The 18,237-nt window shown below is 69.0% G+C and carries 21 protein-coding genes and 2 riboswitches; of the genes, 14 read left to right on the top strand and 7 right to left on the bottom strand.

Annotated features, from left to right (window positions below; translation table 11 throughout):
• Positions 1-708, bottom strand: a complete 708-nt coding sequence (locus ACW9UL_RS19975; RefSeq protein ID WP_457788053.1) for an ABC transporter ATP-binding protein — start codon at positions 706-708, stop codon at positions 1-3.
• Between the two features lie 124 nt (positions 709-832).
• On the bottom strand, positions 833-1,411 hold the full coding sequence (locus ACW9UL_RS19970; protein ID WP_457788052.1) for a DUF2796 domain-containing protein: 579 nt from the start codon (positions 1,409-1,411) through the stop codon (positions 833-835).
• 110 nt (positions 1,412-1,521) lie between these two features.
• Between ACW9UL_RS19970 and ACW9UL_RS19965 the strand changes: the two genes are divergently transcribed.
• Positions 1,522-1,872, top strand: a complete 351-nt coding sequence (locus ACW9UL_RS19965) for a hypothetical protein (RefSeq protein WP_122108915.1) — start codon at positions 1,522-1,524, stop codon at positions 1,870-1,872.
• Between the two features lie 110 nt (positions 1,873-1,982).
• Here the strand turns inward: ACW9UL_RS19965 and trxA are convergent, their stop codons facing one another.
• From trxA to ACW9UL_RS19950, 3 genes are all read right to left on the bottom strand, one after another.
• Positions 1,983-2,855, bottom strand: a complete 873-nt coding sequence (gene trxA, locus ACW9UL_RS19960) for a thioredoxin (protein WP_397497838.1) — start codon at positions 2,853-2,855, stop codon at positions 1,983-1,985.
• A gap of 99 nt (positions 2,856-2,954) precedes the next feature.
• Positions 2,955-3,614, bottom strand: a complete 660-nt coding sequence (locus tag ACW9UL_RS19955) for a class I SAM-dependent methyltransferase (protein ID WP_457788051.1) — start codon at positions 3,612-3,614, stop codon at positions 2,955-2,957.
• Positions 3,611-4,051 carry a YbaY family lipoprotein gene (locus ACW9UL_RS19950; RefSeq protein ID WP_457788050.1) on the bottom strand — a complete coding sequence of 147 codons (441 nt, stop codon included), beginning with the start codon at positions 4,049-4,051 and terminating at the stop codon, positions 3,611-3,613. Before ACW9UL_RS19950 ends, ACW9UL_RS19955 begins: the two co-directional genes overlap by 4 nt.
• A gap of 110 nt (positions 4,052-4,161) precedes the next feature.
• Between ACW9UL_RS19950 and nrdR the strand changes: the two genes are divergently transcribed.
• The 13 genes from nrdR to ACW9UL_RS19885 all read left to right on the top strand — a co-directional run bounded on the left by nrdR (position 4,162) and on the right by ACW9UL_RS19885 (position 13,975).
• Entirely contained in the window at positions 4,162-4,629 is a 468-nt protein-coding gene (gene nrdR, locus ACW9UL_RS19945; protein WP_021445840.1) for a transcriptional regulator NrdR, read from the top strand.
• On the top strand, positions 4,626-5,732 hold the full coding sequence (ribD, locus tag ACW9UL_RS19940; protein ID WP_457788049.1) for a bifunctional diaminohydroxyphosphoribosylaminopyrimidine deaminase/5-amino-6-(5-phosphoribosylamino)uracil reductase RibD: 1,107 nt from the start codon (positions 4,626-4,628) through the stop codon (positions 5,730-5,732). The genes nrdR and ribD overlap by 4 nt, the downstream gene beginning before the upstream one ends.
• 220 nt (positions 5,733-5,952) lie before the next feature.
• Positions 5,953-6,095, top strand: a riboswitch (FMN riboswitch).
• A gap of 126 nt (positions 6,096-6,221) precedes the next feature.
• Complete coding sequence (locus ACW9UL_RS19935) at positions 6,222-6,884, top strand: riboflavin synthase (RefSeq protein WP_021444360.1); 663 nt, start codon at positions 6,222-6,224, stop codon at positions 6,882-6,884.
• Between the two features lie 12 nt (positions 6,885-6,896).
• Positions 6,897-7,976, top strand: a complete 1,080-nt coding sequence (ribBA, locus tag ACW9UL_RS19930) for a bifunctional 3,4-dihydroxy-2-butanone-4-phosphate synthase/GTP cyclohydrolase II (RefSeq protein WP_021444361.1) — start codon at positions 6,897-6,899, stop codon at positions 7,974-7,976.
• Positions 7,977-8,115: 139 nt separating this feature from the next.
• On the top strand, positions 8,116-8,592 hold the full coding sequence (gene ribH, locus ACW9UL_RS19925) for a 6,7-dimethyl-8-ribityllumazine synthase (RefSeq protein WP_024309628.1): 477 nt from the start codon (positions 8,116-8,118) through the stop codon (positions 8,590-8,592).
• Entirely contained in the window at positions 8,589-9,068 is a 480-nt protein-coding gene (nusB, locus tag ACW9UL_RS19920; protein ID WP_021444362.1) for a transcription antitermination factor NusB, read from the top strand. The genes ribH and nusB overlap by 4 nt, the downstream gene beginning before the upstream one ends.
• Before the next feature lie 66 nt (positions 9,069-9,134).
• Positions 9,135-10,088, top strand: coding sequence for a thiamine-phosphate kinase (gene thiL, locus ACW9UL_RS19915; protein WP_457788048.1), 954 nt, complete (start codon positions 9,135-9,137; stop codon positions 10,086-10,088).
• 15 nt (positions 10,089-10,103) lie between these two features.
• Positions 10,104-10,631 (top strand): phosphatidylglycerophosphatase A family protein, encoded by a 528-nt coding sequence (locus tag ACW9UL_RS19910; RefSeq protein WP_021442491.1) that lies wholly within the window; start codon positions 10,104-10,106, stop codon positions 10,629-10,631.
• A gap of 11 nt (positions 10,632-10,642) precedes the next feature.
• Positions 10,643-11,377, top strand: coding sequence for a substrate-binding periplasmic protein (locus ACW9UL_RS19905; RefSeq protein WP_457788047.1), 735 nt, complete (start codon positions 10,643-10,645; stop codon positions 11,375-11,377).
• A 17-nt stretch (positions 11,378-11,394) separates the two neighbouring features.
• On the top strand, positions 11,395-12,039 hold the full coding sequence (locus ACW9UL_RS19900; RefSeq protein ID WP_397497844.1) for a retropepsin-like aspartic protease family protein: 645 nt from the start codon (positions 11,395-11,397) through the stop codon (positions 12,037-12,039).
• A 111-nt stretch (positions 12,040-12,150) separates the two neighbouring features.
• A complete protein-coding gene (gene ribA, locus ACW9UL_RS19895; protein ID WP_397497845.1) occupies positions 12,151-12,771 on the top strand; it encodes a GTP cyclohydrolase II in 621 nt (206 codons plus the stop codon).
• A complete protein-coding gene (locus ACW9UL_RS19890) occupies positions 12,768-13,181 on the top strand; it encodes an MFS transporter (protein ID WP_122108923.1) in 414 nt (137 codons plus the stop codon). The genes ribA and ACW9UL_RS19890 overlap by 4 nt, the downstream gene beginning before the upstream one ends.
• Positions 13,181-13,975 (top strand): cobalamin-binding protein, encoded by a 795-nt coding sequence (locus ACW9UL_RS19885; RefSeq protein ID WP_457788046.1) that lies wholly within the window; start codon positions 13,181-13,183, stop codon positions 13,973-13,975. Before ACW9UL_RS19890 ends, ACW9UL_RS19885 begins: the two co-directional genes overlap by 1 nt.
• Positions 13,976-14,009: 34 nt before the next feature.
• Here ACW9UL_RS19885 and ACW9UL_RS19880 read toward each other — a convergent pair whose 3' ends face one another.
• Both ACW9UL_RS19880 and dxs read right to left on the bottom strand, forming a co-directional pair.
• The gene (locus ACW9UL_RS19880; RefSeq protein WP_457788045.1) at positions 14,010-15,896 is read right to left on the bottom strand and encodes a TonB-dependent receptor domain-containing protein; all 1,887 of its coding nucleotides are present in this window, start codon (positions 15,894-15,896) and stop codon (positions 14,010-14,012) included.
• 91 nt (positions 15,897-15,987) lie between these two features.
• Positions 15,988-16,190: riboswitch (cobalamin riboswitch) on the bottom strand.
• Positions 16,191-16,263: 73 nt separating this feature from the next.
• A complete protein-coding gene (gene dxs / locus ACW9UL_RS19875; protein ID WP_457788044.1) occupies positions 16,264-18,171 on the bottom strand; it encodes a 1-deoxy-D-xylulose-5-phosphate synthase in 1,908 nt (635 codons plus the stop codon).
• Between the last annotated feature and the right edge of the window lie 66 nt (positions 18,172-18,237).

Below are 18,237 nucleotides of genomic sequence, written 5' to 3'. Positions count from 1 at the left end.
TCAGGCCTCCTGGGGACGCGTGGCGCGGTTGAGTTCGCTCAGCGACAGGCTGCGGTCGAACAGCGGCGCCAGGCTCTGGTCGTGGCTGACGAACAGCAGGCTGGCGCCGGCCGCGCGGCATTCGGCGAACAGCAGCTGGAGGAAGGCCTCGCGGGCATCGAAGTCCAGCGCCGAGGTGGGTTCGTCGGCGATCACCAGCTCCGGCTGGCCGATCAGCGCGCGGGCGGCGGCGACACGCTGCTGCTGGCCGATCGACAGCTCGTCGGCGCGCCGCCCGAGCAGGTCGGCGCGCAGGCCGAGGTGGTCGAGCAGGGCGGCGGCGGCAGCATCGACGCTGCCATGGCGCTGGCGCGCACGCTCGGCGCGCAGGCGCGAGAAGCGGCAGGGCAGCTCGACGTTGTCGCGCACCGAGAGAAAGGGCAGCAGGTTGAACTGCTGGAAGATGTAGCCGGTGTGATCGACGCGAAAATGGTCGCGGGCGCCGGCCGAGAGCTGGCCGAGGTCCTGGCCGAGCAGGCGGATATGCCCGCGCTGGGCCTTCTGCACGCCGCCGAGCAGGCCGAGCAAGGTGGTCTTGCCGCTGCCGCTGGGGCCCTTGAGAAACAGGGTCTCGCCGCGCTCGAGGGTGAAGCGGGGGATGTCCAGCAAGGGCGCCTGGCCGGGCCAGGCGAAGCCGAGGTCGGCGAGGTCGATCAGGGATTGGGTCATGGTCCGGCTATCGGGTGGTTTATGGGCCTGCGTGTAGGGTGGATGACGCTTCACCCATCCACCATGGCGCTCCCAGGGTGGATGAGAAGAGCGTCAGCTACGCGCCCCGATCCACCCTACGGCTTCAGAAACTCAGGCGCGGCTGGGCGGGAGTCAGTTCCACGCCCTGCTGGCCGCTCGGGCCGATCAGTTGTACCTGAATCTTCTCGGTGGCGGGGAAGCGTTTGAACAGCTCGGCCAGGTCCAACTGTTTCAAGTCGTTGGCGCGGGCGCAGTCGAAACGGTAGTGGGCGTGGATCTCGCTGTGCTCGCCCTGATGCTCATGATGGTCGTGGTCATGGTGACCTGCATCGCCGAACAGCGGGCTCTGCAGTTCCACCTGGGTCGCCTTGCAGTCGCCGGCGGCCAGGGCGAACAGGCTCAGCGGCTGTTCCAGTTCGGCCTTGGCGGTGGCCACCTTGGCCTTGTCGGCGTCGCTCTTGGCGGCGTGCTCGAAACCCACCAGGTTCATCGCCGGGCTTTCCAGCTGCAGCTCCAGGGTCTGGCCGTCGAGCGCCACGTTGAGGCTGGCGACGCCGTGCTCGTGAGCGCCGAGGCTGTAGTGTGCGTGGTCATGATGATCGTGGTCGTGTTTGTGTTCATGCGCCTGGGCGGCGGCCAGGGGCAGCAGGGCGAAGGGCAGGGCGAGCAGCAGTCGGCGCATGGGGCGTCTCCGGTACGGGTTTTAATCGTTACGTTATAACAACTTTTGTGCCGGCCTGGCCAGCGCACAGGCGTCATGGGAGCATGGGCGCTGGGAATGGGAGAACGATCATGCTGCGCATACGCGGACGCATCGGCGACTGGCCGGTGGACCTGACTGTGGAACTGGAGGCCGAGGATTGGGCGCGCCTGACGGCTGGCCTGAGCGTCGCGTCGGCGACCGAGGTGCCAGCGCCGGCCGTCTCGGCCGGCAGCAATGACGCGCTCTGGCAGACCGCCCTGCAACTGGTGCGCGACGCCGGGCAGGTGGAGGGGCCGCAGCTGCTCGGCCAACTGGCCGCGCTGGCCGGCGGCGAGGCGGCCGGCAAGCGCCTGCTGGTGCGCCTGCGCCACTGCGCGCAGATCCGTATGGAAACCGGCGCCGATGCGCCGATCTATCGCTGGGTGGGCGAGCCAGCCTAGGTCGTTGCTGAGCCTGCGAAGCCCAACAAAGCGTTCTGCCGCTGTCTCTGGTGCGCGGTGTGGGGCTTCGCGGCGCTCAGCCCAAGCTATCGTCCGGGTTCCGGCCTGAGTCAGTAGATCGCCTGATACAGCTTGCGGCGGTAGGCGGTGACCAGCGGGTGGTCGCCGCCGAGCAGGTCGAACACCTGCAGCAGGGTCTTGTGCGGCAGGCCGTCCTGGTAGCTGCGGTTGCGCACGAACAGCCTGAGCAGGGCATCCAGCGCCGGTTCGTACTGCTGGCGGGCCAGTTGCTGCACGGCCAGCTGATAGGCCGCCTCGTCGTCGCCGGCGTCCTGCGCCAGACGGCTCTTCAGGTCAGCCACTTCCGGCAGGTCGGCGGCCTGACGGAGGAAGGTCAACTGCGCCTTGGCGCCGGCCAGTGCCTGCTTGTGTTCGTCGCCTTTCACTGCATTCAGCACCGCCTCGGCTTCGCCCAGCTCGCCGCGCTCGGCCAGGCAGCGGGCGTAGAGAATCAGCGCCGCGGCGTGCTCGTTGTTCTCCGTCAGCAGCTGCTTGAGCAGCGCTTCTGCGTCGGCGAAGCGGCCGTCGGCGAACAGCGCCTGGGCGGCCTCCAGCGGGTCGGCCGCGGCCGGCGCCGGCTCGGCGACATGGGGGGCGAGCATCTGGCGAATCGCCGCTTCCGGCTGGGCGCCGGCGAAGCCGTCCACCGGCTGGCCGTCCTTGAACAGCACCACGGTGGGCAGGCTGCGGATGCCGAAGCGCTGGACGATGTCCTGCTCGACGTCGCAGTCGACCTTGGCCAGCAGCAGTTCGCCGGCGTATTGCTCGGTGATCTTCGCCAGCAGCGGCATCAGCGCCTTGCACGGTGCGCACCATTCGGCCCAGAAGTCCACCAGTACCGGCTTGTGGAAGGAGTTTTCGATCACCAGCTGTTCGAAGCTGGCGGCGCCGGATACGTCGAAGATATAGGGGGAATCGCTCATGGTCGGTCTCGAAGGGCGGGGCAATGGTCTATTAATGCGGGCAGGCGACCCGCGAAACAAGGGGTGGCGCTGCTGTCTGTTCCCCGGACTGCATCCGGGCTACGTCGGTCGTAGCGCATGATACAGGCTGACCTCGCGGAATTCGGCCGGCTCGGCCAGATCCGGCCAGGTACAGCCCTCGAGCAGCGCCAGGCGGCGGTACAGCGGGTGCTGGAAGTCCTTGACCCGCGAGTCGGCCACCAGCGCCTGGCGACCGCGGCTGAGGAAATGATCGAGCAGAGGCAGGTTGGCGCGGTCGTAGAGCACGTCGGCCACCAGAATCAGGTCGTAGCGGTCGGCCTCGGCGAAGAAATCTTCCGAGTAGTCCAGCGTCACGCCATTGAGCGCGGCATTGGCGCGGCAGGCGGCCAGCGCCAGCGGGTCGAGGTCGCAGGCCACCACCTCGGCGGCGCCGGCCTTGGCTGCGGCGATGGCGGCTACGCCACTGCCTGCGCCGAAATCCAGCACGCGCTTGCCGCGCACCCACTCGGGGCGCTCGGCCAGCCAGCGCGCCAGCACCAGGCCGCTGGCCCAGCAGAAGCACCAGTAGGGTGGCTCTTCGAGGATGCGCCGGGTTTCCTCGGGACTGAAGGCGCGGTCCATATTGCCGGCGTCGATCAGCCACAGGGCGATGTCGCTGCCGGGCAGCGTTTCGGCCACCAGGCGGGCATCGCCGAGCAGTTCGCTCAGCGCGCCTTGCAGGGATGCCGGGGCGCTCATGGCGCCGGCACCAGACGCAGCGGACCGAGGTCGCGGCTCTGCGGGGCGGCGATGGTTTGCGCCGGCAGGCGCTGCACCAGGCGTCCGGACTGGGTGACGCGGCCGCGCAGCTCGACGCGCTGGTCGCCGGGAAAACTGGCCGGCTCGAAGTGCAGGGCGAAGGGCAGTGGGTTGCCGTCGCCCCGCAGCAGCAGGTGGCCGAGCAGGGTGCCGGGGCGCCCGCGCGCGTCGACCGCCAGCAGCGCCAGGTCCACCTCGGCGCCGGCGGCCACGCCGAGCAGCTGACCGCGCAGGCTGGGCAGCAGGTTGCGCGGCTCGACCGCGGGCGCCGCGCTCGGCGGGCTCGGCGGCGGCGCGGGCGGCGTGGCGGGCTCGCTGGCGCAGGCGCCGAGCAGGCCGGTGAGGATCAGGGCAAGCAGCGGCAGGTATAGGTTCATGGCGTCTTCTGCTGTTCGGGCGGGCGTCTATATAGCCTAAAGCACCTGGCTTGTCTTGCCGCTTCGATGCGCTACCATGGCGCCTTTGCCGCCACCTGCCAGCGCCTGCCATGCATTGTCCATTCTGCGCCGCCAACGACACCAAGGTCATCGATTCGCGTCTGGTCGCCGAGGGCGATCAGGTGCGCCGTCGCCGCGAATGCGTGGCCTGCGGCGAACGCTTCACCACCTTCGAGACCGCCGAACTGGTGATGCCGCGCCTGATCAAGCAGGACGGCAGCCGCCAGCCGTTCGACGAGGACAAGCTGCGCGCCGGCATGCAGCGCGCGCTGGAGAAGCGCCCGGTGAGCGTCGAGCGTCTCGAGGAAGCCATCGCCCGCATCAAGCAGCAACTGCGCGCCACCGGCGAGCGCGAGGTGAAGTCCCTGGTGCTCGGCGAGCTGGTGATGGGCGAGCTGCGCAAGCTCGACGAGGTCGCCTATATCCGTTTCGCCTCGGTGTACCGGCGTTTCCAGGATCTCAACGAGTTCCGCGAGGAGATCGAACGCCTCTCTCGCGAGCCGTCGAAAGCCCGATGAGCGCACAAGACCACGCCTTCATGGCGCGCGCCCTGCAGCTGGCGCGCAAGGGCCTGTACTCCACCCATCCCAATCCGCGGGTCGGTTGCGTCATCGTGCGTGACGGGCGCATCGTCGGCGAAGGCTGGCATGCCCGTGCCGGCGAGCCGCACGCCGAGGTGCACGCCCTGCGCCAGGCCGGCGAGCTGGCGCGCGGCGCCACCGCCTACGTCACCCTGGAACCCTGCAGCCATTTCGGCCGCACCCCGCCCTGCGCCGACGGCCTGATCGCCGCCGGAGTGGCGCGGGTGGTGGCGGCCATGCAGGACCCCAATCCGCAGGTCGCAGGCAAGGGTCTCAAGCGCCTGGCCGAGGCCGGGATCGAGGTGCGCAGCGGCGTGCTGGAAAGCGAGGCGCGAGCGCTCAATGCCGGCTTTGTCAAACGCATGGAGAGCGGCCTGCCGCTGGTGCGGGTCAAGCTGGCGATGAGCTTGGACGGGCGCACCGCCATGGCCAGCGGCGAGAGCCAGTGGATCACCGGCCCGGCGGCGCGTGCCGAGGTGCAGCGCCTGCGCGCCCAGGCCAGCGTGGTGCTGAGCGGCGCCGATACCGTGCTGAGCGACGACGCGCGGCTGACCGTGCGCCCCGACGAACTGGGCCTGGGCGCCGAGCTGACCGCCCTGGCCCAGCGCCGCCCGCCGTTGCGCGTGCTGGTCGACGGACGCCTGCGGGTGCCGTTGGATAAGGCGTTCTTCCTGGCCGGGCCGGCGCTGGTGGCGACCTGCGCCGCCGCGCTGGCGCGCGAGCGTTACCAGCAGGAGGGCCACGAACTGCTCGCCGTGCCCGGCAGCAACGGTCACGTCAACCTGCGCAAGCTGCTCGAAGAACTGGCCGCGCGCGGCGCCAACGAGGTGCTGGTGGAGGCCGGGCCGCGCCTGGCCGGCGCCTTCGCCCGCGCCGGATTGGTGGACGAATACCGCATCTTCATGGCGGCCAAGCTGCTCGGCTCCAGTGCTCGGCCGCTGCTCGACCTGCCGCTCAACCGCATGGCCGAGGCGCCCGAGCTGCAGATCGTGGATATCCGCGCCATCGGCGACGACTGGCAGATCACCGCGCGGCCGTAGGTTGGCGCCGAGCGCAGCGAAGCCCAACAGAGAGCGCGTTGCGCTCCGCCCGGCGATCTCGGAGTTCACCACGATCCCGGCGATCCCCACGCCCATGTTGGGCTTGGTCGCAGGCTCCTCAGCCCAACCTGCCGACGGCAGGTCGCCACGGCGTCCCCCCTGGGGTCATGCGGTGCGGCGATAAATATGGTAAAACGCCACTCGGCCGGGCGACTGGCCGCAACGTTCTCAGGGCGGGGTGGAATTCCCCACCGGCGGTAATGGCGGATTCTGCCTAGCCCGCGAGCGCTCGTTTAGGCGAGGTCAGCAGACCCGGTGCGATTCCGGGGCCGACGGTATAGTCCGGATAAAGAGAGAGCGGGATTCCCTCCTCGGGCGCCGCGTGCGCGTCCGCGAAATCCCTATCGATCGGCATTGCCCTGTTTCTGACCCAAACAGGAGTTCGTCCATGCTGTTTCGCATCATCTTCAGTGAGAAACCGGAGGGCGCATGTTCACCGGCATAATCGAAGCCATCGGCAGCATCCGTGCCATGACCCCCAAGGGCGGTGATGTGCGCGTCTATGTCGCCACCGGCAAGCTCGACCTGGGCGACGTCAAGCTCGGCGACAGCATCGCCGTCAACGGCGTGTGCCTGACCGCAGTGGAGCTGCCCGGCGACGGCTTCTGGGCCGACGTCAGCCGCGAGACCCTGGCGCGCACCGCCTTCGTCGATCTCAAGCCCGGCAGTGCGGTCAACCTGGAGAAGGCCCTGACCCCCACCAGCCGCCTCGGCGGGCATCTGGTCAGCGGCCACGTCGACGGCGTCGGCGAGATCGTCTCCCGTGCCGATAACGCCCGCGCCGTGCAGTTCAGGGTGCGCGCGCCGCGCGAGCTGGCCAGGTACATCGCGCACAAGGGCTCGATCACCGTCGACGGCACCAGCCTGACCGTCAACGCGGTCGATGGCGCCGAGTTCGAACTGACCATAGTGCCGCACACCCTGGCCGAGACCATCATGGTCGACTACCAGGCCGGGCGTAAGGTCAACCTCGAAGTGGACCTGCTGGCGCGCTACCTGGAGCGCCTGCTGCTCGGCGACAAGGCCGCCGAACCCAAGGCCTCGGGCCTGACCGAAAGCTTTCTCGCCGAACACGGCTACCTGAAGAATTGAGGAGACGCCCCGATGGCGCTCAACACCGCTGAAGAACTGATCGAAGACATCCGCGCCGGCAAGATGGTCATCCTCATGGATGACGAGGACCGCGAGAACGAGGGCGACATCATCATCGCCTCCGAATGCGTCACGGCCGAACATATCAACTTCATGGCCCGCTTCGCCCGCGGGTTGATCTGCATGCCGATGACCCGCGAGCGCTGCGAGCTGCTCAAGCTGCCGCTGATGGCGCCGCGCAACGGTTCCGGTTTCGGCACCAAGTTCACCGTCTCCATCGAGGCCGCCGAGGGCGTCACCACCGGCATCTCGGCCGCCGACCGGGCGCGCACCGTGCAGGCCGCGGTGGCGCGCAACGCGGTGGCCGACGATATCGTCAGCCCCGGTCATATCTTCCCGCTGATGGCCCAACCGGGCGGCGTACTGGCGCGTGCCGGCCATACCGAAGCGGCCTGCGACCTGGCGCGCATGGGCGGTTTCGAGCCGAGCGGGGTGATCTGCGAGATCATGAACGACGACGGCACCATGGCCCGTCGCCCGGAGCTGGAGGCCTTCGCCGAGCAGCACGGTCTGAAGATCGGCACCATCGCCGACCTGATCCACTACCGCCTGATCCACGAGCGCACCGTCGAGCGGATCAGCGAGCAGCCGCTGGACACCGAGCTGGGCCAGTTCAACCTGGTCACCTACCGCGACGCGGTGGAAGACACCGCGCACATGGCGCTGACCCTGGGCAAGCTGTGCGCCGAGGAGCCGACCCTGGTGCGGGTGCACAACATGGACCCGCTGCGCGACCTGTTCCTGGTCAACCAGCCGGGGCGCTGGAGCCTGCGCGCGGCCATGGCCGAGGTGGCCAAGGCCGGCAGCGGCGTGGTGCTGCTGCTGGGCAACCCGCTGACCGGCCCGGAGCTGCTGGCCCACCTAGGCCGCCAGCAGCCGGCGACTCCGGCCACCTACAGCACGGTGGGCGCCGGCTCGCAGATCCTGCGCGACCTCGGCGTGCGCAAGATGCGCCTGCTGAGCTCGCCGATGAAGTTCAACGCGATATCCGGCTTCGATCTCGAGGTTGTAGAATACCTGCCGGCTGACTGACCGCGGCCCGAAGGGCCAAAGCTGATGACCCTCTCCCATTGATGGGAGAGGGGAGCAAAGCCAGCTCCCCAGGGAGCACGAATTTTACTTTTTCGGAGCGCACCGCCGCTCCGGCTCTTTAACCCTAGTGAGACCCGTCATGACCCTGAAGACCATCGAAGGTACCTTCATCGCCCCGAAGGGCAAATACGCCCTGGTGGTAGGCCGTTTCAACAGCTTCGTCGTCGAGAGCCTGGTCAGTGGCGCCATCGACGCCCTGGTTCGCCACGGCGTGAGCGAGAGCGACATCTGCATCATCCGCGCGCCAGGTGCCTTCGAGATTCCGCTGGTCACCCAGAAGGTCGCTCAGCGCGGCGAGTACGCGGCGATCATCGCCCTTGGCGCGGTCATCCGTGGCGGCACTCCGCACTTCGAATACGTCGCCGGCGAGTGCACCAAGGGTCTGGCTCAGGTGTCCATGGAGTACGGCGTACCGGTCGCCTTCGGCGTGCTGACCGTCGACTCCATCGAACAAGCCATCGAACGTTCCGGCACCAAGGCGGGTAACAAGGGTGCCGAAGCTGCGCTGTCTGCCCTGGAAATGGTCAGCCTGCTGGCGCAGTTGGAGGCCAAGTGAGCAACTCCGGTAACGGCCAGCCGGCCAAGAAGGGCCCCAGCGGCAAGATTCTCGCCCGCCGCGAGGCCCGTACCCTGGCCATGCAGGCCCTGTACTCCTGGCACATCGCTGGCCAGCCGCTGAACGAGATTGAAGCGCAGTTCCGCGTCGACAACGATTTCAGCAAGGTCGACGGCGCCTACTTCCACGAGATCCTGCATGGCGTGCCGCGGCAGAAGACCGAGCTGGACGAGGCCTTCACGCCGCTGCTCGATCGCCCGCTGGCAGAGATCGATCCGGTCGAGCTGGCCATCCTGCGCCTGTCCACCTACGAGCTGAAGAACCGCGTCGACGTGCCCTACAAGGTGGTGATCAACGAGGGCATCGAGCTGGCCAAGGTGTTCGGCGCCACCGACGGGCACAAGTTCGTCAACGGCATCCTCGACAAGCTGGCGCCCAAGCTGCGTGCCGCCGAAGTGGGCGCCAACAAGCGTTGAGCATGGATCGTGTTGTCCGAGCACCCTCACCCCCAACCCCTCTCCCAGAGGGAGAGGGGAGGCTCCATGGGTGAGTTCGAGCTGATCCGTCATTACTTCGCCGCCGCCCTCTGCGCCCAGGGCGGCGACGGCGTGGTTCGCGGCATCGGCGACGATTGCGCGCTGCTGGCGCTGCCCGCCGGCGAGCAGCTGGCGGTGTCCACCGACACCCTGGTCGCCGGGGTGCATTTCCCCGAATCCTGCGATGCCTTCCTGCTCGGCCAGCGCGCGCTGGCGGTATCGGCCAGCGACCTGGCCGCCATGGGCGCCACGCCCCTGGCCTTTACCCTGGCCCTGACCCTGCCCGCCGCCGAGGACATCTGGCTGGCCGAGTTCGCTCGCGGCCTGCAGCTGATGGCGCAGAACTGTTCGTTGGCGCTGGTCGGCGGCGACACCACGCGCGGCCCGCTGAGCCTGACCCTGACCGTGTTCGGCCGGGTGCCGGCTGGCCAGGCGCTGACTCGCTGCGGCGCGCAAGTGGGCGATCTGCTTTGCGTCGGCGGCAGTCTCGGCGACGGCGCCGGCGCGTTGCCGCTGGTGCTGGGGCAGCAGACGGCCGCGGCCGAACTCGCCGAGCCCCTGCTGGCGCGCTACTGGTCGCCGCAGCCGCAGCTGGCGCTGGGCCAGGCCCTGCGCGGGCGGGCCACGGCGGCGCTGGATATCTCCGACGGTCTGCTCGCCGACTGCGGGCATATCGCCAAGGCCTCGGGTGTCGCCCTGCAGGTCGAGCAGGCGCGGCTGCCGCTGTCGCCGCCATTGCTGGCGTTCGCCGGCGAGCAGCAGGCGCTGGCCTGTGCGCTGAGCGGTGGCGACGACTACCGACTGGCCTTTACCCTACCGCCAGCCTTGCTCGCCGACCTGCAGGCCGATTGGCCCGAGGTGCGCGCCATCGGCCGGGTGCTGGCCGGCAGCGGCGTGCAGCTGCTGGATGGTGCGGGGCGGCTCGTCGCGCCGCCGCACAGCGGTTACCAACATTTCTGACAGGATGAATGCCGCGTGACCGATCACCCCAACCAGGTTCCCGCCGAGTACGTCCCGCCTTCGGTGTGGCGCAATCCCTGGCACTTCATCGCCTTCGGCTTCGGCTCCGGCACCCTGCCCAAGGCGCCGGGCACCTGGGGCTCGCTGGTGGCGCTGCCGTTCGTGCCGCTGTGGCAGATGCTGCCGGACTGGGGCTACTGGCTGATGCTGGGGGTGACCATGCTGTTCGGCTTCTGGCTGTGCGGCAAGGTCGCCGATGACTTGCGGGTGCACGACCACGAAGGCATCGTCTGGGACGAGATGGTCGGCATGTGGATCACCCTGTGGCTGGTGCCCGAGGGCTGGGTCTGGCTGCTGCTAGGCTTTCTCATGTTCCGCCTGTTCGACATCGTCAAACCCTGGCCGATCCGCTGGATCGACCGCCATGTGCACGGCGGCGTCGGCATCATGCTCGACGACGTGATCGCCGGGGTGTTCGCCTGGCTGGCCATGCAGGGCCTGGTCTGGGGCTGGGACAGCTACGCGGCATCGTTGGGCTTCTAGAGGGCAAGGGCATGGCGCTGACGGGCTGGCTGCTGGCCGGCGTGTTGCTGCTGATCGGGGCGAGCGGGGCGCAGGCGCAGGACGCCCCGCCCGGCGAGATCCGCCTGGCCAGCGAGGTGTGGAACGGGTACACCCATGCCGATGGCACCGGGCTGGCCTGGGACGTGCTGCGCCGGGTGTTCGAACCGGCCGGTGTCGCCTTGCGCATTCATAGTGTGCCCTATACCCGTTCCATCGGCCTGGTGCAGCGTGGCGAGGCCGATGCCTGGGTCGGCTCCTACCGCGACGAGGTCAGCGAGGGCGTGTTCTACCCGCGCTGGCACTACGACGCCGACCAGATCACCGCGCTCGGCCTGCGCGACAAGCCGCAACTGACCCTGGACAACCTCGCCGACTACCGCCTGGCCTGGATGCGCGGCTACGGCTACCAGGCCTATCTGCCGAATGTGCGCGACTACCGGGAAATTCACCGGCGCAGCGGTATCCTCGGCATGCTCGAGCTGGGCCACGCGGATTTCTATATCGACGCCCGCACCGAGGTGGACGAGGTGCTGAGCGAGGCGGCGGACGCCGGGCGTTACCGCATCAGCGAACTGACCCGCCTGCCGCTGTACCTCGGTTTCGCCGACACCCCGCGCGGCCGCAGCCTGGCCGGGGTCTACGACCGACGCCTGGGCGAGCTGGTGGCCAGCGGCGAGTTGCGCCCGCTGTTCCAGCACTGGCAGCAACCCTATCCCTTCGACTGAGCCGGGAGGCCGTCCCCATGCATTTGCGCCACTGCCTCGTTGTCCTCGGCCTGCTGTTCGGCCCGCTGTGCTGGGCCGCCTCGCAGGTGCAGGTGGTCGGCCTGTTCCCCGGCGCGGCGGTGCTCAACGTCGACGGCCAGCGCAAGCTGGTGCGGGTCGGCCAGAGCGGGCCGGGCGGGGTGCAGGTGGTCAGCGTCGACAAGCAGGGCGCGGTGCTGCGCGTCGATGGCGTCGAGCGCAGCTATCCGCTGAGCCGCGAATACAGCACCGGCTTCGCCGAACCGGTGAAGAAGCGCCTGAGCATCGCCAAGGGCATCGGCGGCCACTACTGGGTGGCCGGCTCGGTCAACGGCCAGACCGTGCAGTTCCTGGTGGACACCGGTGCCACCTCGGTGGCGCTCAACGACGCCCATGCCAAGCGCCTGGGCATCGATTACCGGGTCAGCGGCCGGCCGCTGCAGGTCAACACCGCCAGCGGCGTCACCCGCGGCTGGCGGGTGATGCTCGACCGGGTGAAGATCGGCGACCTGGAGGTGCTCGGCGTCGAGGCCGTGGTGCTGGAGGGCGGCGCGCCGCACGAGGCGCTGCTGGGCATGAGCTTCCTCGGCCGGGTCGGCTGGCGCGAGGAGCAGGGGATGCTGGTGCTCGAATCCAAGCTATGAGCGCGGCATTGAGCGTTTCGATACTGATGATCGGCAATTCTGACTGACCCGGCGGCGGGGCCTGCTGATACAATGCCGCCCCTGTTTCGTACTCATTGCTAGGAGTATCCGGTGTCCGTCGTGTTCGTCGCCGCCTCCCAACTGCCCACGCCCTTCGGCGTGTTCACCATGCACGGTTTCCTCGATGAGGCCACCGGCAAGGAACACGTCGCCCTGACCTTCGGCGCTGTGGCCGACGGCGCGCCGGTGCTGGGCCGCCTGCACTCCGAGTGCCTGACCGGCGACGCCCTGTTCAGCCTGCGCTGCGACTGCGGTGCGCAGCTGCAGGCGGCGCTGCAGGCGATCGCCAACGAAGGCCGTGGCGTGCTGCTGTACCTGCGCCAGGAAGGCCGCGGCATCGGCCTGCTGAACAAGATCCGCGCCTACGAGTTGCAGGACGGCGGCGCCGACACCGTCGAGGCCAACGAGCGCCTGGGCTTCGGCGCCGACCAGCGCGACTACGCGATCTGCCAGCCGATGCTCGAGCACCTGGGCATCAAGAGCCTCAAGCTGATGACCAACAACCCGCGCAAGGTCAAGGCGCTGGGCGACATGGGCATCGCCGTGGATCACCGCGTGCCGCTGCAGATCGAGCACAACCCCTACAACAAGCGCTACCTCGCCACCAAGGCCGGCAAGCTCGGCCATATGCTGGGCAACCAGCACCAGGGCGAGGCCGAGGACAGCCTGTGACCCGCGGCCAGGTCAAGCGCCGTCTGGCGCTCGCCTGGTGGCGCCAGCTGGGCGTGGCCCTGGCACCCTTGTTCGTCTTCAACCTGCTGTTCGGCGGCGGCGCCACCACGGTGCTGAGCCTGCCGCTGTTCGTCGCCGGGCTGGCCTCGATGTTCGTCAGCCTGCCGCTGTTCGCCGCCTACAAGCGTGCGCTGATCGCCACCGACAAAGCCCTGGACAGCGACGCCGAGCCGGCCGCCTGGCTGGAGCTGGATCGTGTGCGTTTGCGCGCACTGCTCGGCGCGGCGCTGCCGGCCTGGATCGCCGCCCTGGCGGTGCTGGCCGGGCTGGAGGCGATACCCCTGGTGCTGCTGGCGCTGTCGAGCATCGTCCTGCACTGCCTCTACCGCATTCCCCGCCAACTCGGCTGATGCGCGCGCTGCTGTTGGCCCTGTGTCTGCTGGCCCTGCCGCTGGCGGCCGCACCACGGGTGGTCAGCCTGGCGCCGTCGCTCAGCGAGATCATGCTCGAGCTGGATGCCGCCGACCTGCTGGTCGGCGTGCTGGCAGGCGACGAGCATCCCGCCGCGCTGGCCCAGCTGCCCACCGTCGGCCGCTACGGCCAGCTGGAGTTCGAGCGTCTGCTGCAGCTGGCGCCCGACTTGATCCTGATCGCTCCGGGCAGCGTGCCGGCGGCGCAGCAGGCGCAGTTGCAGCGTTTCGGCATTCCCCTGCTGGTGGTCGAGCCGGCGCGCCTCGAGCAGTTGGCCGAGGCCTTTATCCTTATCGCCGAGCGTATCGGTCGCGCCGAACGGGGCGAGCGGCTGGCGGCGGAGTTTCGCGCCGAGCTGGCCGGGTTGCGCCAGCGTTACCGGCGCGAGCGGCCATTGGCGGTGTTCTATCAGGTCTGGCACCAGCCGCTCTATACCATCGGCGGCGAGCAGCTGATCGGCGATGCGCTGGCGGTGTGCGGCGCGCGCAACCTGTTCGCCGACCTGAGCCAGCCGGCGCCCCAGGTCGGCATCGAGGCGGTGCTGGCGCGCGACCCCGAGGTGATTCTCGGCGGCAGCAATGCCGAACTGTCGAGCTGGCAGGCCTGGCCGCAGCTGCGCGCGGTGCGCCGCGGCCAGGTCTGGGCGGTGCCGGACAGGGGCCTGGAGCGGCCCAGCCGGCAGATGCTCGGCGCCATCGAGCGGCTGTGCGAGCGGCTGGCCACGGTGCGTTAGCCTGGAGCGGCTTGGTGCACCGTCAGCACCGGGATCAGAGTTGCGGTGTCCAGGTCAGCGAGAGCAGGGCGCTGCGGCCTTCCTCGCGGTAGCCGTAGTAACTCACGCTACCGAAGAAGGGGTCGTTCGGTCGGCTGTACAGCGCCTGGGAATAGTCCTTGTCCAGCAGGTTGTCGACCTTGACCTGCCACTGCAGCTCCTCGTTCATCCGCCAGCTGGCCCGCGCGGCCAGCAGGCCGTAGCCGGCGATCTCGCGGGTGTTGGCGGCATCGTCGTAGCGGCCGGAGACGGCCTGCCAGGTGAGGCCGGCGGCGAAGGCGCCGAACTGACGATCCAGATCCAGGCTCAGGCTGCGTTTGGCGCGGCGCGGCAGGGTGTGGCCGCTGTCGCGATCACGTGGGTCGAGCAGGCTGGCGCCGAGCGCGGCCTGCCAGCCCAGCACCTCGCGTTCCAGGCTCAGTTCCAGGCCTTGCAGGCGTGCCTGGTTGACGTTCATCGGGGTGCTGAAGAAGGTCAGCGGATCGCTGACTACGGTGATCAGGTCTTCGACCTCGGTGCGGTAGGCCGACAGGCTCCAGCGGCTGTCCAGGTGCTCGCCGCGCAGTTGCACCTCGTAGGTCTTCGAGCGCTCGGGGGCCAGGTTCGGGTTGCCGCCATAGAACGAGCTGGTGGGGAAATACAGGTCGTTGAAGGTGGGCGCGTGGAAGCCCTCGCCGTAGCTCAGCAGCAGTTCGAGACGCTCGCTCAGGTCCAGGCTCAGTGCCGCGTTCCAGGTGTTCTCGCTGCCGAACTGCTGGTTGTCGTCGTGGCGCAGGCCCAGCTCGGTGGCGAAGCCCTCGCCACGGAAGCGGTGCTGGACGAAGGCGGCCCGGTTCCAGCGCTCGGTCTGGCTGAACTCGCTGTCGCTGCCCAGGCGGTCCTCGTACCAGTCGAGACCGAGCAGCAGCTGCTGGGCGTCGCTCAGTTGCAGGGTGTTGAGCCAGCCCGCGCTGTCGCGGTAGGTGTTGTACTGATAGTTGTTACTGGCGTTCAGCGGGTCGCGGTTGTCGCTCTTGTCCTCGCCGTGGCCGAGCTCCAGGCGACTGCTCCAGCGCTCGGCGAGCTGCGCCTCGAGATGGGCGGCGGCAGTGGAAACGCTGAAGCGCTCGCTGGGGTTGCCCGGCACGAAGCTGAACAGGTCGTCGTACTCGCTCTCGCCATGCTGTTCGAGCAGGCTCAGACCGCCTTCGAGGCGTTCGTTGAAGCGGTGCTGCAGGCTCAGGTTGAAGGCCTTGCGGCGCAGGCCGTCGTGGTCGCCGTCATAGCCGCGAGCGTCTGCTGAGCGGTCGAAGCCGGCGCGCTCGACCAGGCTGGCGCCGAGGTCGAAGCGCGTGCGCTGGTCGCCGCCGGACAGTCCCAGGCTGCGTTCGAAGGTCTGCTGGCTACCGGCGGCCAGGCGCAGGCGCGGTTGCAGGCCGGCCTCGCCCTGGCGGGTGAAAATCTGGATCACTCCGCCGATGGCGTCGGCGCCATACAGCGCCGAACGTGGGCCGCGCACCACCTCGATGCGCTCGATCTGCTCGGGGCTGAGGAATTCCAGGCGGGCCAGGCCGCTGGCGGCGGCATTCAGACGCACGCCGTCGACCAGCACCAGAGTCTGGTTGGCGTTGGCGCCACGCAGAAACAGGCTGGTCAGGCTGCCGCGGCCGCCGTTCTGCACGATGGATACGCCGGGAACGCGGCTGAGCAGATCGGGCACGCTGCTGACCTGCAAACGCTCGATATCCGCCCGCTCGAACACCGTGGTGGCGGCGGTGGCCTGGGCTTGCGGTTCGGCCAGGCGCCCGGAGGTGATCACCAGCGGCTCGGCGGCGTAGGGTTCGGCGGCCAGGGCGAGGCCGGGCAGAACGGCGATGGCCAGGGCCAGGGGGGACAGTTTCATCAGGGGTATTCCTCAAAGGTCGGCAGACGTTCGAGGAGGGCAGGGGGCAAGCGCGCGCAGGGCGGCGCTTGACGGTGCGGCCCTCCGCAACACCAGTCGCACCGCCGGGGCCGGTCTCCGGGCTCACGACCCCGGTCCGCCTTCCCGGGAATACCCAGTGGCCGTGGACAAGGTGCAGGCTTGCGGCCTGCCGTCGATTACCGTTGCGGGGGCAGCGTCGGGATTGCCCGGATGGGCGCACCGACTTCCCGTTTCACGCCGTGTTAGCGGCGCACCCTGGCGGAACATGCAATGCCGCGCACCCTAGTGCGCGGCGGGATGAATGACAAGCAAGGTCCGCTCATTCAGCGATGAGCGGGTCTCATGTTCAGGCGGGCAACTGGGCCAGTCGCGTGCGCACCGCGGCTTCGATGCCGGCCTGGTCGAGGCCGCATTCTTTGAGCATCTGCGCCGGCTTGGCGTGTTCGACGTAGTAGTCGGGCAGGCCCAGCTGCAGCAGCGGCTTGACGATGTTCTCGGCGGCGAGGAACTCGCCGACCGCGCTGCCGGCGCCGCCCATCACCGCGTTTTCCTCGATGCTCACCAGCAGCTCGTGGCTGGCCGCCAGTTCGCGCAGCAGGGCGGCGTCCAGCGGTTTGACGAAACGCATGTCGACCACCGTGGCGTCCAGCGTCTCGCCGACCTGCAGCGCCTCGGCCAGTTGCACGCCGAAGGCCAGCAGGGCGACGCGACGGCCCTGGCGACGGATCAGGCCCTTGCCGATTTCCAGCGGCGCCAGGCCTGGGTCGATGGTGGCGTTGGGGCCGCTGCCGCGCGGGTAGCGCACCGCCGCCGGGCCGTCGAACAGGTAGCCGGTGGTGAGCATGCGGCGCAGCTCGTTCTCGTCGCTCGGGGTCATCACCAGCATGCCGGGGATGCAGCGCAGGTAGGAGATATCGAAGCTGCCGGCGTGGGTCGGACCGTCCTCGCCGACCAGGCCGGCGCGGTCGATGGCGAACAGCACGTCGAGGTTCTGCACCGCGACGTCGTGGATCAGCTGGTCGTAGCCGCGCTGGAGGAAGGTCGAGTAGATCGCCACCACCGGCTTGACCCCGTCGCAGGCCATGCCGGCGGCCAGGGTCACGGCGTGCTGCTCGGCGATGGCGACGTCGAAGTAGCGCGCCGGGAAGCGTTCGGCGAAGGCCACCAGGTCCGAGCCTTCCTTCATCGCCGGGGTGATGCCGACCAGGCGCGAGTCTGCTGCGGCCATGTCGCACAGCCACTGGCCGAACACGTTGGAGTATTTCGGGCCGGACGGCCGTTTCTGGCTGGAGAGCGGCGCGGCATCGGGCTTGACCGGCTCCAGCTTGGTAATGGCGTGGTAGCCGATCGGGTCGGCCTCGGCCGGGGCGAAGCCCTTGCCCTTCTTGGTCACCACATGGAGGAACTGCGGGCCGTCCAGGTCGCGCATATTGCGCAGGGTGGCGAGCAGGGTGGGCAGGTCGTGGCCGTCGATGGGGCCGATATAGTTCCAGCCCAGTTCCTCGAACAGGGTGCCGGGTACCAGCATGCCCTTGGCGTGTTCCTCGGTCTTGCGCGCGATCTCCCAGGCGCCGGGCAGGCGCGAGAGGATCTTCTTGCTGCCCTCGCGCATGCTGGCGTAGGTGCGGCTGGAGAGGATCTTGGCCAGGTAGTTGGACAGCCCGCCGACATTCTTGGAGATCGACATGTCGTTGTCGTTGAGCACCACCAGCATGTTGGCGCCGACCTCGCTGGCGTGGTTGAGCGCCTCGAAGGCCATGCCGGCGGTCAGCGCGCCGTCGCCGATCACCGCCACGCTCTTGCGCCGCTCGCCCTGCAGGCGGGCGGCGATGGCCATGCCCAGTGCGGCGCTGATGCTGGTGCTGGAGTGGCCGACGCCGAAGGTGTCGTACTCGCTCTCGCTGCGGCGCGGGAAGGCGGCCAGGCCGTCCTTCTGGCGCAGCGTGGCCATGCGCTCGCGGCGGCCGGTGAGGATCTTGTGCGGGTAGGCCTGGTGGCCGACGTCCCACACCAGGCGGTCGTCGGGGGTGTCGAAGACGTAATGCAGGGCGATGGTCAGCTCGATCACGCCGAGGCCGGCGCCGAAATGGCCACCGCTCTGGCCAACGCTGTACAGCAGGTACTGGCGCAGTTCGTCGGCGAGGGTTTCCAGGTCCGCTTCGGCCAGCCGGCGCAGCTCGTCCGGCGTGTTGGCGCGGTCCAGCAGGGGCGTCAGCGGGCGCTCGCGGGGGATCTCGTGGAAAGTGGTCGGCATCAGGCGAATCGTTATAGGCGTAAAAAGATGCGCAGTTTACCCGAAAACCACCGCCGCAAGCTTCAA

The organism is Pseudomonas sp. PL-6, from assembly GCF_054110165.1.
Note: the sequence above shows the minus strand (reverse complement) of the source record. Positions and strands in the feature narration are given on the sequence as shown.